At 62.3% G+C, this 14,384-nt stretch carries 12 protein-coding genes; 9 read left to right on the top strand and 3 right to left on the bottom strand.

Annotation, left to right across the window (positions count from 1 at the left end):
• The gene (locus tag KBX19_RS04995; RefSeq protein WP_255997746.1) at nucleotides 1-759 is read right to left on the bottom strand and encodes a succinate dehydrogenase cytochrome b subunit; all 759 of its coding nucleotides are present in this window, start codon (nucleotides 757-759) and stop codon (nucleotides 1-3) included.
• Between the two features lie 460 nt (nucleotides 760-1,219).
• On the opposite strand from KBX19_RS04995, the gene KBX19_RS04990 reads away from it, so the two are divergent.
• Nucleotides 1,220-1,702 carry an SRPBCC family protein gene (locus KBX19_RS04990; RefSeq protein ID WP_005287052.1) on the top strand — a complete coding sequence of 161 codons (483 nt, stop codon included), beginning with the start codon at nucleotides 1,220-1,222 and terminating at the stop codon, nucleotides 1,700-1,702.
• Nucleotides 1,703-1,786: 84 nt separating this feature from the next.
• Here the strand turns inward: KBX19_RS04990 and KBX19_RS04985 are convergent, their stop codons facing one another.
• Nucleotides 1,787-2,962, bottom strand: a complete 1,176-nt coding sequence (locus KBX19_RS04985; protein WP_255997744.1) for a hypothetical protein — start codon at nucleotides 2,960-2,962, stop codon at nucleotides 1,787-1,789.
• A gap of 235 nt (nucleotides 2,963-3,197) precedes the next feature.
• Complete coding sequence (gene lpdA / locus KBX19_RS04980; RefSeq protein ID WP_255997743.1) at nucleotides 3,198-4,610, bottom strand: dihydrolipoyl dehydrogenase; 1,413 nt, start codon at nucleotides 4,608-4,610, stop codon at nucleotides 3,198-3,200.
• 107 nt (nucleotides 4,611-4,717) lie between these two features.
• Here lpdA and KBX19_RS04975 point away from each other — a divergent pair, with 107 nt between their 5' ends.
• The 8 genes from KBX19_RS04975 (at nucleotide 4,718) to rfbB (ending at nucleotide 14,046) form a co-directional block, all read left to right on the top strand.
• Complete coding sequence (locus KBX19_RS04975) at nucleotides 4,718-5,272, top strand: hypothetical protein (protein ID WP_255997742.1); 555 nt, start codon at nucleotides 4,718-4,720, stop codon at nucleotides 5,270-5,272.
• On the top strand, nucleotides 5,220-6,188 hold the full coding sequence (locus KBX19_RS04970; RefSeq protein ID WP_255997740.1) for an alpha/beta hydrolase family protein: 969 nt from the start codon (nucleotides 5,220-5,222) through the stop codon (nucleotides 6,186-6,188). The genes KBX19_RS04975 and KBX19_RS04970 overlap by 53 nt, the downstream gene beginning before the upstream one ends.
• 532 nt (nucleotides 6,189-6,720) lie before the next feature.
• Nucleotides 6,721-7,863, top strand: a complete 1,143-nt coding sequence (locus KBX19_RS04965; RefSeq protein ID WP_005287069.1) for an alpha/beta hydrolase family protein — start codon at nucleotides 6,721-6,723, stop codon at nucleotides 7,861-7,863.
• 44 nt (nucleotides 7,864-7,907) lie between these two features.
• Nucleotides 7,908-9,869 carry a prolyl oligopeptidase family protein gene (locus KBX19_RS04960; protein WP_255997738.1) on the top strand — a complete coding sequence of 654 codons (1,962 nt, stop codon included), beginning with the start codon at nucleotides 7,908-7,910 and terminating at the stop codon, nucleotides 9,867-9,869.
• Between the two features lie 23 nt (nucleotides 9,870-9,892).
• Nucleotides 9,893-10,519 carry a copper chaperone PCu(A)C gene (locus KBX19_RS04955; RefSeq protein WP_255997737.1) on the top strand — a complete coding sequence of 209 codons (627 nt, stop codon included), beginning with the start codon at nucleotides 9,893-9,895 and terminating at the stop codon, nucleotides 10,517-10,519.
• A gap of 6 nt (nucleotides 10,520-10,525) precedes the next feature.
• The gene (locus tag KBX19_RS04950; RefSeq protein WP_255997736.1) at nucleotides 10,526-11,800 is read left to right on the top strand and encodes a Dyp-type peroxidase; all 1,275 of its coding nucleotides are present in this window, start codon (nucleotides 10,526-10,528) and stop codon (nucleotides 11,798-11,800) included.
• A gap of 12 nt (nucleotides 11,801-11,812) precedes the next feature.
• On the top strand, nucleotides 11,813-13,045 hold the full coding sequence (locus KBX19_RS04945; RefSeq protein ID WP_255997734.1) for a hypothetical protein: 1,233 nt from the start codon (nucleotides 11,813-11,815) through the stop codon (nucleotides 13,043-13,045).
• The gene (gene rfbB / locus KBX19_RS04940; protein WP_255997732.1) at nucleotides 13,042-14,046 is read left to right on the top strand and encodes a dTDP-glucose 4,6-dehydratase; all 1,005 of its coding nucleotides are present in this window, start codon (nucleotides 13,042-13,044) and stop codon (nucleotides 14,044-14,046) included. The genes KBX19_RS04945 and rfbB overlap by 4 nt, the downstream gene beginning before the upstream one ends.
• Nucleotides 14,047-14,384 lie beyond the last annotated feature (338 nt).

The following is a 14,384-nucleotide window of genomic DNA, read 5'->3' as shown; positions in this document are numbered from 1 at the left end:
CTAGTGCACGATTCCAAATGCAATGGACAGCGGCATAGCGATGTTGGCAAGCACCACAATCGCCGGGACCCAGTAAGCCAACACGATCATGATCGCGTGGCCGCGCTTACCCAGCCAGCCCAGGTCAGACACAGCCAGGTACACACCGTGGGTGAGGTGCATGAACAGCGCGAGCATAGCCACGACGTAGAACAGGGTGACCGGCCAGCGTGCGGGTGCGAAGGTGGCCAGCATGTTGTTCTTCACTGCGCCAGCCTCGAAGGCGTTGGACGCGACGACCTCACCAATGGTCAGGTCGAGCAGGTGGAAGATGATGAACAGCAGCAGGATCACACCGGTGATCAGCATCCAGCGCGCAGCGGTGGACTGGATTCCGCCCATCAGGTTGGTGCGGCGGAACTTACCGCGGGACTGGCGCGAGCGGGCGTTCAGCGCGAACGCGCCCCAAATGTGCAGGAACAGGCAGGCCAGCAGCACAATGCGAACCATCCAGAGGAAGGACTCGCCCGGGAACAGCGGGTTTCCGATTGTGCGCAAGAAGTGGCCGTATTCATCGATAGCCGGCACATCGCCGTGATCTGGCATGAAGATCTTGAGGTTACCGACCATGTGGCCGATGACGAACAAGAAGAAAATCAGGCCGGTCACGGCCATGATGAGCTTGAGCGCCCAGGTAGGCACTCCTGGCCGCTCACGCAGCGGCTCTTCGGTAATTTTGCCGTGACGAATTGCGTCGCGGTCTGCATTTTGAACAGTCATGGCACCTCCAGTGTCGATTTAACTTTACGGTTCCCTGCAGCCTTCTCACTACTTAGTGGTTTCTTAGATCTTCAGTCACCCCCGCCCGCGATCGCAGTCGCGGTCGCTGCATGTGGGCCTGAGCACATTCGCTTATCGACGTTTCGACCTCCCCGCCCGGCGACCCCACCACGTCACCGCGATACACAGTGGTTTCGCCATCCCGGGCACGCAACCGTCACATGTGCCTGTTTACCAACGTTCCAATCCACCCTTAAGTTGTGACGTGCGACACCCAAGGCAGGGATAAGCGATTACCCCCACTGGGTCCACCCCGAAGGGTGTCATCCTTTCGTTGGTTGCTTGGCCCTAATTGTTCCCTTGCTGGCAGATTCCGCAATAGCCCACGGTCACCCGGCCCCGCCGGGGCCTCAATCCCAGCGCAACCCCACCCCCGAATGTTTTCGGTACCGTGGGGGCCATGACTGAAACGAATTCCGCAACACGCGTTATTGACGCTTCCGCTAAAGACATCTTCGACATCCTCTCCAATCCCGCACGCCACCCAGAGACCGATAACTCCGGCATGGTGGTCTCCCTCGACCAGGGCGACCGTATCCAGGCTGTGGGCGACACCTTCACCATGAACATGACCAAGGAGGACGGCGACTACCAGACCCGTAACGAGGTCTTCGCCTTCCAGGAGAACAAGGTCATCGGCTGGCAGAACGTGGAAAACACTACCGCCGAGGTCAAGGTGGGCGCCAAGTGGCTGTACGAGCTCGAATCCGAGGGCTCTGACTCCACCCGCGTTACCCTCACCTACGACCGCTCCGAAATCGAGCTGGACAACGTCCGCAAGATGTCCGAGGAGAACTTCACCGACGAGGTCATGGAGGAGTCCCTCTCTGCCCTTGCAGCTGCAGTCGATGGCACCGACAACCCGACCCAGAAGTCTTCCTAGGACCTAGCCAGCTCCACCGCTATTTAGCACCGGCAGCAAAAGTGCCCAGGTAGAGCATTACCCGGGCACTTTTCTTATGCGCACTTACTTCACCGCGTAGAAGACCTTCTCGCCGGAGTACAAGTCAGCCTCGACGACGATCGTGCCCTCTTCCTTCCCCTCAATCGGAATGGACACACCGATGTTGCCCGACGTGTCCGCCCCGTTGTAGAGGGTGGTGGAAAGATCGAACATGTCCGGCTCCACGAGCGTGACCTCGTGAGACTCATAGGTCTTACCCTCCGGCGACACGTACGACACAAAGATAAGCGGGCTCTCACCCTGGGGATCGTCACCAATGTACTTCGCCGTCATGTTGACCAAGATGTGCACCATCCCGTCTTCCGGCTCGTCACTAAACTGGTTCTCCTCCATGATCTCGTCGGTCGCGTCCAAGTTGACCGAGTTGATCGTGACTTCCCAGTCCCCCTGAGTGATGGTGCTACCCAGCGGCAGCGGGTTCTCGCGGCTCTTGCCTGCATCAGAACCCTTGGCCTTACTCTTGCCCTTGTCTTTACCGTTATCGGCTGCCCCTCCTGCGGAGGCGCCGTCAGCTGGCGCATCGTCGCCGGCATCCTCGGCAGCGCTGTCGCTCGTGGAGCTCGCAGCCACAAAGAACACGGTCAGCGCGATGAGCCCGCCGACAACCGCAGTAATCACACCGGCGATGGCCGGACCTTTCGACATGTCTTTCATGACCAAGCCGATGATGCCGACCGCGAGCGCGATGGGAAGCAGAAGCCACCCGAACACCAGTGTCGCCGGGAAGAAAGACATGATCGTGCCCAGGACCGCGAGAGCAATCGAAATAATGCCCAGAATGTTCAGCTTCGATCCCCCGGGCTGCTGCGGCGGGCCGTACTGGGGCTGATCAAAGCCGTACTGGCCTTGGCCCTGGTTCTGAAAAAGGGACTGGGTTTGGTTCTGCTCATACGGTGCCGCAGCCCCAGCACCGTACTGGCCCGCACCGTACTGCTGCCCGGCGCCCGTACCGTATTGGCCCGTACCGTACTGGCCGGTTCCATATTGCCCGGCACCTGCACCGTACTGCCCGGCGCCGTACTGTCCCGCGCCGTACTCCTGACCAGCACCAGCGCCATATTGGCCCGCGCCGTAACCACCGGTGTAGCGGGTCGATCCACCGGAACTGTCCGCACCACCCGATGTCCAATCCGGTTGCTGTGAACCGTATGGGTTATTCGGATTGTAGCTGTTGGACATGACTGCCTCCTTAGCCTTTCAGCAGGCACCGTTTAATCTCGAGAACGATGTCACTTTCGCTCGTCGAAGCGTGTTGTCACAGTTACTGTACAGACGAATACTACGGTCCGCGCATCTGCGCTTCCCCAATCGAGCCTGCTGCGGTAGCCCTCAAGGGATGAGGTGATGGGGTGGGGTGGGTTTAAACGTCGAAAAGCGCCCCGGCGAAGAACCGGGGCGCTTGAAGCGACATGATTTAGAGGTTGATCATGTGGCCCTCGACACCGTGAGCGATCTCCTTGAGCACCTCGGACAGCGTCGGGTGAATGTGGACGTTGCGCGCGATCTCACCGGCGGTGAGGTCGAAGCGCTGAGCCAGGTTGATCTCCGGCAGCAGCTCGGACACGTTGGCGCCCACCAGGTGGCAGCCGATGATCTCGCCGTACTCGCCGTCGACGACGAGCTTGCCGAAGCCCTGGGGCTCAGCCAGGCCGAGAGCCTTACCGTTCGCGGAGAACGGGAAGGTAGCCACCTTGATGTCCTTGTCGGCGAACTTCTCCTTCGCCTGCTCCTCGGTGTAGCCCATGGACGCGACCTGCGGGTTGCAGAAGGTTGCACGCGGCATCATCTGGTAGTCGCCGAGCTCCATGGTCTCAGCGCCAGCGATGGTCTCTGCGGCCACGATGCCCTGAGCCTCAGCAACGTGGGCGAGCTGCAGCTTCGCGGTCACGTCGCCGATGGCGTAGATGCCCTCGACGTTGGTGCGCATACGCTCGTCGACCTCGATGGCGCCACGCTCAGTGAGCTTGACACCGGTGTTGTCCAGGCCGAAGCCCTCGACACGCGGCTGGAAGCCGACGGCCACCATGACGCGGTCGACGGTGAGGGTCTCCACATCGTCGGAGTCCTTCTTCTTGATGTCCACCTCGACCGAATCACCGTTGTCACGCACCTCGGTGGTGGCGTGGCCGGTCAGCAGCTTCACACCGAGCTTCTTGTACGCCTTGGCGATCTCCTTGGACACGTCCTTGTCCTCGTTCGGTAGAACGCGGTCCATGAACTCGACGACGGTGACGTCCACGCCGTAGTTGGACAGCACGTAGGCGAACTCCATGCCGATCGCGCCAGCGCCGACGATGACCATCTTCTTGGGAGCCTCCGGGTTGAGGATCTGCTCCTCGTAGGAGACGACATTGTCAGACAGCTCGATGCCCGGCAGCGTCTTCACAATGGAACCGGTAGCGATGATGCAGTTATCGAAGGAGATTTCCTTGCCCTGGTCATCGCCCTCGGTGATCTCAATGGTCTTGGCGTCCTTGAAGGAACCGACACCGTTGATCTCGGTGATCTTGTTCTTCTTCATCAGGTAGTGGACACCGCCGACGATCTTCTCGGAGACCTTGCGGGAGCGCTGGTGCGCATCGCCGTACTCGAAGGAAACGTCACCCTTGATGCCGAAGGTCTTCGCCTCGTGGTTGAAGATGTGCGCCACTTCAGCGTTCTTGATCAGAGACTTCGACGGGATGCAGCCCACGTTAAGGCAGACACCGCCCCAGTACTGCTTCTCTACGACTGCAACTTTCTGTCCAAGCTGAGCCGCACGGATAGCGGCGACGTAGCCGCCAGGGCCCGCGCCGATTACTACAACGTCATAATGTTCTTTAGCCACGTCTCCTAGGATACGTTCGTTCGCCAGATCCTGCTTGCACGTGCTTTGACGGGCCTATTTCGCTTCCCACTTCAAAGTTCCCTGCCAGTTTGGCATGATTAACATTCATGAAGCTCTCCCGCCCCGCCCTCGCTTCGGCTGCCGCGCTCGTTATCGCCGCTAGCTCGCTGTCTTTGGTCCACTCGACACCCGCCGACGAGCCGCTCGCTGTCACGCCGCTTGACGACGGTACGCAGCACCCCGCCCCCGAACCCGACCCGAAAGCAGCAGCCGACTCCGGTGCAGAAGCCGAGAAACCTGCAGCAAAGAAAGACGCCGCTGAGGGCGGGACAGAGCTGGACCCGGCAGCTGAGCTTCCCAAGCCCGGAGCCGGTGCTGACCAGGTTGACGATGACGTGAAACGGGAGTCCGAGACGACCCCTAACCACGCCGACCAGACACCCGTCTTGGCAAAGATGACTGAGCTGACGGAGGCCCCGAAGAAGGTGTCCGGCGGAGGCAAGGATGATCAGTGGTGGTTCAAGACCACCAAGCAAAAGCGCAACGAGAAGGAATTGGGTCAAGGGCGCGAAACCGATCGTCGAGGCCTGGAACGTTTACTCCGAGTCGATGAGGCGCGATATCCCTGTGGCCATCATCCCGGCCCGAGACGAGAACGGTAACCCCATCACGGGTGCCCCGACGCTCTACATGTTGAACGGAGCCGGCGGCGCGGAGCAGAATGCCGACTGGATTACCTCTGGCGACGCTGACATCTTCTTTGAGAACAAGGGGGTGAACGTGGTCATCCCGATGGAGGGCGCCTTCTCCTACTACGTCGACTGGCTTGAAGACGGTGAATACCTGAAGCAGAACTCCTCCTACTTCAAAGGCCTGCAGAAGTGGACGACGTTCCTGGGCCGCGAATTGCGCCCTGCCGTGGAGGACCACTTGGAGGCTAACGGCAAGCGCGCTGTGGTGGGCATGTCCATGTCAGCCACCTCTTCCCTCTTGCTCGCGGAGCACTACCCAGGCGAGTTCGGCGCTGTGGGATCCTTCTCCGGTTGTGCGGCGACCTCAACTCCAATTCCTTGGGCGTTCGCTGGCCTGACTGTGAACCGTGCGGCGTCGAACGGGGGCCGCATTACCCCGGCGCACGCGTGGGGTCCGATGGGCAGCCCCTACAACCGCTACAACGACGCGCTTGTCAATGCCGACAAGCTCGAAGGCTCCAAGCTATACATCTCCAACGCGTCCGGTCTTGGAGCGAACGAAGACATGTTCGGCTACCGCACCGAGGTCCGCGGCCAGAAGTCTGCTGACGCGCTTTCCGGTTCCGCAACCACAGTCGTTGAGGGTGGCGTGATCGAAGGTGCGACCAACGCGTGCACCCACGACCTTCGGGCGAAGCTGAACGGACTGGGAATCGAAGCCCACTACGAATTCAAGAATGCTGGCACCCACTCTTGGCCTGTGTGGGAGGATGACATGCGTCGCTCCTGGAACACCGTCATCGGCCCGACACTGATCGGAGAAGGATTCAAGCCGGACGAGTCTCTGCAGGAATCGAACTCCTGGAACGCGAACGGGTCTAGCTAGAACGACCCCGCCGCCGGCGCTTCTTGCCCGAACGGTGACAATGCCCCGGTAACTTAGCTCGTTTTGGCGCTGTTTTCACGCGCTTTTTGAGCATTGTTACCGGGGCATTGTTGCCATTCGCCGATTGGAGAGCTGAGCTGGGATGGGCTGTTAGCCCTTTTAGAACATGCCCAGGCTCAGAGCGATCTGGGAAGAGGTGGAAGATGCCTCGTGGATCAGGCCGCCGAGGAACTGGTTGATTGCCAGCTGTGCCTGTTCGATCGGGTTGAGTGCGTTCATGGTTCGCGTCCTTTCAGTTAGGGCTATTGCGGGTGACTCTAGGAAGATATTCGGAGGTTGGGGTGGGGTTGTTACGTCGAAAAGCACCTTGACATGCTTAACTTGAGGCACAATAGTAACATCCTCCCACTTGTGGTACTGCCTATCCACGGTTAGAGTCAAGTGCAGTTTGATTGTATCCCCCGGTAACAACCATGACGCTTCAAGCGAATAACAAGGTTGAAGCTAACGGACCATTAGTAAGGAAACACCCATGAAGTTCCTCCGCTCAGCCCTCGCAGTTGCGGCCGCAACCTCGATTGCGCTCGGTGCCGCCCCGGCCATTGCCCAAGCAGCTCCGGTTTCGGCAGCTCAAGCGGCCGGCCAAGCTCCGGTAGGCGTGGTGAAGAACTGGGACGCCAACCCGGCCCCGAAGGCGATCAACACCGGCGAGACCGCAAAGTGGGTCCACGAGGTCGACCACAACAAGGTTTGGGCTTTCTGGGTCCACTCCCCGTCCATGGGCCGTGACATCCCAGTTGCTGTCATCCCGGCGCGCAACGCGCAGGGCCAGCCGGTCAAGAACGCCCCGACGGTCTACCTGCTCAACGGTGCTGGCGGTGCGGAGCAGAACAACGACTGGTTGACCTACGCCGAAACCCAGAAGTTCTACGCCGACAAGGGCGTCAACGTGGTCATCCCGATGGAGGGCGCGTTCTCCTACTACACCGACTGGCTGAACACCCCGAACGCCAAGTACTTCCGTGGCCCGCAGAAGTGGGAGACGTTCCTGACGAAGGAGCTGCCGGGACCGATCGAGAATCGTCTGGGCGCTGACAGCCGCCGCGCGGTCGTCGGCTTCTCCATGTCTGGCACCTCCGCGCTGGTTCTGCCGACCAAGGTGCCCGGTTTCTACGACGCCGCTGCATCCTTCTCCGGTTGTGCTGCCACCTCCAGCCCGGCTGGGTACAACTTCGCCCGCCTGACCGTCAACCGCGGTGCTGGCTCGGCTGCGAACTACCAGACGGTTACCCCGGAGCAGATGTGGGGCCCGATGGGCGGCCCGTACAACCGCGCCAACGACGCACTGGTGAACGCCGACAAGCTGCGCGGCACCAACCTGTACGTCTCCACCGCTACGGGCCTGGCATCCGAGAACGATATGGTGTCTACCCTGGTCGGCAAGGGTGCTCAGGTTCCGGCGGCATCTGCGAACGCGATGGTGCTCCAGGTTGAAGGTGGCGTGATCGAGGCTGCCATCAACACCTGCAACCACGACCTGAAGGCGAAGCTGAACAGCCTGAACATTCCGGCCCACTACGAGTTCCGCAACGTGGGCACCCACTCCTGGCCGGACTGGCGCAAGGACCTGGAGAACTCCTGGTACAAGACCATTAAGCCGGCATTCGGCATGTAGCCCGCCATTCGGCGCGTGCCCACGGGGGCGTTAGGGTTGTCTGTATGACCTCTAACGCCCCCGATCTGTCTATTGCCCCAGCTGAACTCGACGAGATCACGGGCGACAAAGCCCTCGCATGGGCCTCCGCTTGGTCCGCCCACACGGAGCAGCAGAACCAGGACGAGGAGCTGGCGGGCCGCATCCGGGACGCCTTGGACACTGACGAGAAGATCCCGTACGTCACGCGGCGCGGGGATTACCTCTACAACTTCTGGCGCGACCGTGAGCACCCGCGCGGGATCTGGCGCCGCACAACCACTGACGCTTACCTGCGGGGAACTGGTGAGTGGGAAGTGGTGGTAGACGTCGATAAGCTCGCGCGCGATGAAGGAGAAGACTGGGTCTGGAAAGGTGCCGTGGTCAGGCCCATCGCGAACGACCGCGCACTGATCAAGCTCTCGCGCGGCGGCGCGGACGCGGTGACGGTGCGTGAATACCACGTCGACGACCGAGCATTCATTGACGGCTTCGAGCTCCCTGAAGCCAAGACCGACGTCAGCTGGATCGACCGCGACACGCTACTCGTGGGCACTGACATAGGCAAAGACTCGGTCACGGAGTCCGGATACCCGGTCGAGGTGCGGAAGTGGGAGCGCGGAACCGCGATCGAGGACGCGCCGGTGGTCTTCCGCGGTGAGCGCAGCGACGTCGCAGTAGGCGCGCACGTCGACCACACCCCCGGCTTTGAGCGCGTGATTTTCGAGCGCGCGCTGGACTTCTACACCTCGCGCACGTACATCGACGGCGAGCTCGTGGATGTCCCCGAGGACTGCATCGTCGTGCCGCACAAACAGTGGCTGTTCCTGCTGCCGCGCACGGCGTTCGACGGCATCCCGGCGGGTGCTCTCGCAGTGGCATCGTTGGATCTCACCGAGAAGCGCGTGCTTATCGACGACTTCCCCATCGAAGACCTCTCCGTCACCGCCACCACCCTGCTGGTGACGGTGCTGGACAACGTGGTCACGCGCATCTTCCGCTTCGAGCTGGGCACATGGGACCGTTCCGAAGTCGAACTCCCGGAAGCGGCGACAGCGTCGGTGGTGGGAACGAGCCCGCTCGACGGCGATGAAACCTGGATCAACGTGTCGTCTTTCACCACTCCCTCCACGCTGCTGCGTGACGGCGAGGTGGTGCGCCAAGCACCCGCGCTTTTCGACGCGTCCGGCCTGGAAACCCGCCAACACTGGGCCACCTCAGCGGACGGGACGAAGGTGCCGTACTTCATCACCGGCGACTTTTCGCAGGGTCAGCGGCCGTGCTTGGTCGGCGGATACGGCGGCTTCGAGGTGTCACTCACCCCGGGGTACTCCGCTGTGCGCGGAATCTCCTGGTTGGAGAAGGGCTACTACTTCGTCCAACCCAATCTGCGGGGCGGCGGCGAGTTCGGCCCCGAATGGCACTCGCAGGTGGTCAAGACCAACCGGCACAAGGTGTGGGAGGACCACCGGGCAGTGCTCGAAGACGTAGTCGCCCGCGGTTATTCCACGCCGGAGCAGCTAGCCATCCGCGGCGGCTCCAACGGCGGACTGCTCACATCCGGCGCGCTGGTGCAGTACCCGGGCCTGTTCGGCGCGGCCGTGATCCAGGTGCCACTGACCGACATGCTGCGCTACCACACTCTGTCAGCAGGAGCGTCCTGGATGGCCGAGTACGGCGACCCGGACGTACCGGAGGAACGCGCCGCGCTAGAGAGCTGGTCGCCCCTGCACAACGTGACCGACTCCCCTACCTATCCCCCAGCGCTGGTGACCACCTCCACCCGTGATGACCGTGTGCACCCCGCGCACGCCCGAACCTTCGCGCTCGCCTTGGCAAAGGCCGGTCAGCCCGTGGATTACTTCGAGAACACCGCCGGCGGTCACGCCGGTGCCGCCGACAACGAGCAGGTCGCACGGGTTGAATCGCTCATCTATACCTGGCTGGAGAATCAGATCGGGAACTCTTCAGATCAAACTTCCGACTGATGTTCAATGGAAAGGACAGCATCATGAAGAAACCACTGACTCTCGCCGCCGTCCTGTGCGCTGGCGCCCTCGGGCTGGCCGGGTGCGGCGACAACACGGAGACTGCAGGCACATCAGACGCAACATCAGAAGCCACCCCGGATGCCGCGTCGGGCGCTCCGTCGGATGTTGCGTCCGAGGCTTCCTCTGAGGCAACCATCGAGCTTGTCGACGGCTACTGCCGCGCCAAGCCCGCCGCCGAAGACGACGTCGCCATGGAGAGTGCGACCGACTTGGACAAGAAGCACTCCGACATGACGGCCTGCTTCGGCACTCTGAAAAACACCTCCGATCAGGACATCTCCGTCAAGTCCTTCGCCGTCCCCTCGCTCGAAGGCGCATCGACCGAACTCCACGAAGTCGTGGACGGCGTCATGCAAGAAAAGCCGGGCGGCTTCACCGTCGCCCCGGGTGAGACCTACGAGCTGGTCCCCGGCGGCGACCACCTGATGATCATGAACTACGCCGACGCCATTCCCGCCGGTGAGACGCTGGAGGTCGAGATCACGACCGACGCCGACACCACCCTTTCCATCGAAATCCCGGTGCGCGAGCAGCCCTCCGGCGAGGAGAACTACGGTGGCCACGAGGGCCACGACGATCACGAGTAAGGAACCATGACCGACAACCCCCGCCCCAGAGCGCACCAACCGTCCCGCCGCCAATTCCTGCACGGCGCAGGAGTTGCCGGAGCTGCTGGAGTGGTAGCTGCTGGGGCTTCGGCGTGCGCGAATGAAGGGGGCGGGGAAGGAAGCGTCGATAAGCCACAGGACGCGTGGCCCGGGCAAGGCATGGGCGAAGAAGCGGACGCGTATCTCGCTGACTCGCGCGTTGATTTCGACGGGGAGCACCAGGCTGGTGTTACCACGCCCGAGCAGGCCTTCAACAAACTCATCGCGTTCAATCTCCAGGACGGCAAGGCCTCCGTGGAGGACGCGCGGCGCCTGATGCGGCTGTGGACTGATGACGCCCGGCGCATGTGCTCTGGCCTCGCCGGGCTTGCGGACCTCGAGCCGGAGAACATGGTCTCCACCGCGAACCTGACCATCACGGTCGGGTTTGGCCGCAGCTTCCTGGACAAGCTCGGACTGGATGCGCCGGAGTGGCTCGGGGACCTTCCTGCATACTCGCGCGATGAGCTCCGTGAGGAATGGTCCGGCGGCGACCTTTGCCTGCAGATCTGCGCGGACGACCGCTTCACCGTCTCGCACGCGGCGCGGTTCATGACGAAGACGGCGCGCACCTACGTCGACACCGCGTGGATCCAGGACGGGTTCCTGCACGCCCGCAGCTCGATCAAACAGGGTGAAACGCCGCGCAACCTCTTCGGGCAGCTCGACGGGTCCGGCAACCCGTCTACCGATGACTTTGATGACATCGTCTGGATCTCCGACGGCCCCGCGTGGCTGAACGGCGGCACCGCGATGGTGGTGCGGCGCGTTGCCATGCTTCTCGACGAATGGGACATCCTCGACCGCCCCTCCCGCGAAGTCGCAGTGGGACGGACGTTAGACACCGGTGCCCCGTTGACCGGGGAGGATGAATTCGACGAACCCGACTTTGATGCCCGCGACGAATACGGCTTGCCCGTCATCGACCCGAACTCCCACATGGCCAGGGCCTTTTCCTCCGATCCCGCCAAGCGCATTTTCCGCCGCCCCTACAACTACGACATGCCGCCCGGGCCAGACTCCCGCGGCACCTCCAACGCGGGGCAAATGTTCATCTGCTTCCAGAAGAACCCCTTGCAGCAGTTCGACCCGATCCAGAAGCGTCTCGACGACGCCGACCGCCTCAACGAGTGGATCACCCACATCGGCTCCGCCGTCTTCGCCATCCCGCGCGGGACGCGCGACGGCGAGTACTGGGGCCAACATCTGCTCGAGGGCTAGAATCAGCCCACGATGAAGGCTCTGTCATTCGCGACGGTGTTCGCGGCGCTCTCCGGGTTCGTGGTCCTCTGGGTCGCGTCCTGGTCGCTCGACGCCGGCACACAGATGCTGTATTTCCAGGCGTATTGGAGCTTGTTCTTCGCCTCGGCGGGCTTTATCGACGGCATCACCCAAGAAACCACCCGCGCCGTGTCCTCCGCGCGAACCAGCGGTATGGCGGGCACAGCGAACCCATGGCGTCTAGGAGCCGTCATTGCGGCCGTAGTGGCCGTGCTCGCCCTTGTCTTCGGGGTTGTGTTGATGGGTCAGCTCGTGCCCTTGGACAGGTCCGTGGCAGCTGGTCTGTTGGTATTCGGCCTGTCCAGCTACGTTTTCCAGGCTGTGCTGTCCGGCATATTGAGCGGCACTCAGTTGTGGAGCCAGTACGCGGCACTCGTCGCCTTCGATTCTGGGATCCGCCTCGTGCTCGCAGGTGTTGCTTGGGCGGCGGGGTTCGGCTTGCCGGCATTCCTGATCATCACCGTGATCGGTGCTCTGACGTGGGTGCTGATCCTCGCAGCGTCGTCGCACGCCCGCAGCCAGATTCGTGTCACCCTAGATGTGGACCGGTCTGAGTTCACCCGCCGCGTTGGCGCCGCGATCGTGGCGACTGGCGCCTCTGCAACCCTGATCACCGGCTTTCCGATGCTGGTCAAATTCGCCTTCCCCTCCCTCGACCCTGCCGCAGGTGCCGCCGTCGCCGCTATCAACCAGGCAGTGCTGCTCACCCGCGCACCGGTGTTGGTTCCCCTACAGCGCTTCCAGTCGGCCCTTGTGGTGCGCTTTGTCACCAACCGGGCACGGATCTACTCTTCGCTGCTCCGCCCGATCGCGGCCGTCCTTGGGATAGGCGTGGTCGGGTTTGCCGCCGCGTGGCTGATCGGGCCGTGGATCCTGCGGGCGTTCTTCCCACCAGAACTCTTCGTGCCAGGCTTGCCGCTGGGCCTACTCACGTTCGCGTCAGCAGTCATGGGCGCGCTCATCATCACCGGCACAGCTGTTCTCGCGCTCGAGCTGCACGCGTGGTACGTCGCAGGCTGGGTGGCCGGCTCGGTGGCCACCTTCGCCCTGCTTTTCGCACTGCCTGCCGTAGGCGGCACCGGTGTGGCCACGACAGTGATCGCGGCGTTGATATTCGGCCCACTGTCTGGCGCGTTAGTGCACGTCATCGGCTTGTCAGGGAACCGGGATAAAGTGAACGCATGACATCTTCTGCGAACACGATGCTCGTCACTGGCGGCGCCGGCTTCATCGGCTCCAACTTCGTGCGCATGGCGGCCCAGCGCCAACCGGAGACGAAGATCGTCGTGCTCGACGCGCTGACCTACGCAGGCAACGCCGAGAATCTCGCCGGGTTGGACGAGGCGGCTGTGACTCTGGTTGAGGGCAGGGTGGAGGATGCTGGGGTCGTCGATACGCTCGTGCGCGATGCTGATGTCGTGGTGCATTTCGCCGCGGAGTCGCACAACGACAACTCTCTGCGGGACCCCTCGCCGTTCGTGGCGACCAACATTATGGGCACATACACGCTGCTCGAGGCCGTGCGGAAGTACGGAACGCGGTTCCACCACGTGTCCACCGACGAAGTGTTCGGCGATCTCGCGCTGGATGATCCCGCGAAGTTCACTGAGTCGACACCGTACAACCCGTCCTCGCCGTACTCCGCGACAAAGGCCGGGTCGGACCACCTCGTGCGCGCGTGGGTGCGGTCCTTCGGCATCGACGCGACGATTTCGAACTGCTCCAACAACTACGGCCCCTACCAGCACATTGAGAAGTTCATTCCGCGGCAGATCACCAATCTGCTCTCCGGGCGGCCCGCGAAGCTGTACGGCACGGGCGAGCAGGTGCGCGATTGGATCCACGTCGACGACCACAATGACGCCGTCCTGGCCATTCTCGAGCGCGGCAAAGCCGGTGAAACGTACAACATCGGTGCAAGCGGCGAGCGCTCGAACCTCGAGGTCATCACCATGATCTGCGAACTGATGGGCGGCGAGTTCGAGCACGTCGCCGACCGGCCCGGCCACGACATGCGCTACGCCATGGACGCCACCAAGCTTCACGACGAGCTCGCCTGGCAGCCCCACTACACCGACATGCGCGAAGGCCTAGCCAACACGATCGAGTGGTACCGCACCCACGAAGCGTGGTGGCAGGAGGCGAAGGACGCGGTCGAAGAGGGGTATGCACAGCGCGGGCAGTAGCCCACCTTCAGCTACCTTCGAAACGCACGGTCTCGCCCCGCTGCGCACACATGTCATCTTCCAACCAGCGGCCTAGCACGTGGGCGAAGAGGATGGCGACGACCAAACACTCGCGCACTCTGACCCCAATAAACGGGGGGTCAGGTAAAAACTCCGCGTTCACCCACCCCGGGGAACCCCGCTAGTCAGAGCCCGGAATCCGACTAACCAGAAGTGCTGTTCGACATCGCAGAGGCCATTTTTTGATGGGTGGCACAAATCCGAGGCCCAGCTTTCTACCCCGAGGGCGCGAAGACATAAGGAATCCCGTGAGTCGGGCGAATGTCAGATGACATCTC

This window comes from Corynebacterium sp. CCUG 71335 (genome assembly GCF_024454075.1).
Classification (GTDB): domain Bacteria; phylum Actinomycetota; class Actinomycetes; order Mycobacteriales; family Mycobacteriaceae; genus Corynebacterium; species Corynebacterium genitalium.
Note: the sequence above shows the minus strand (reverse complement) of the source record. Positions and strands in the feature narration are given on the sequence as shown.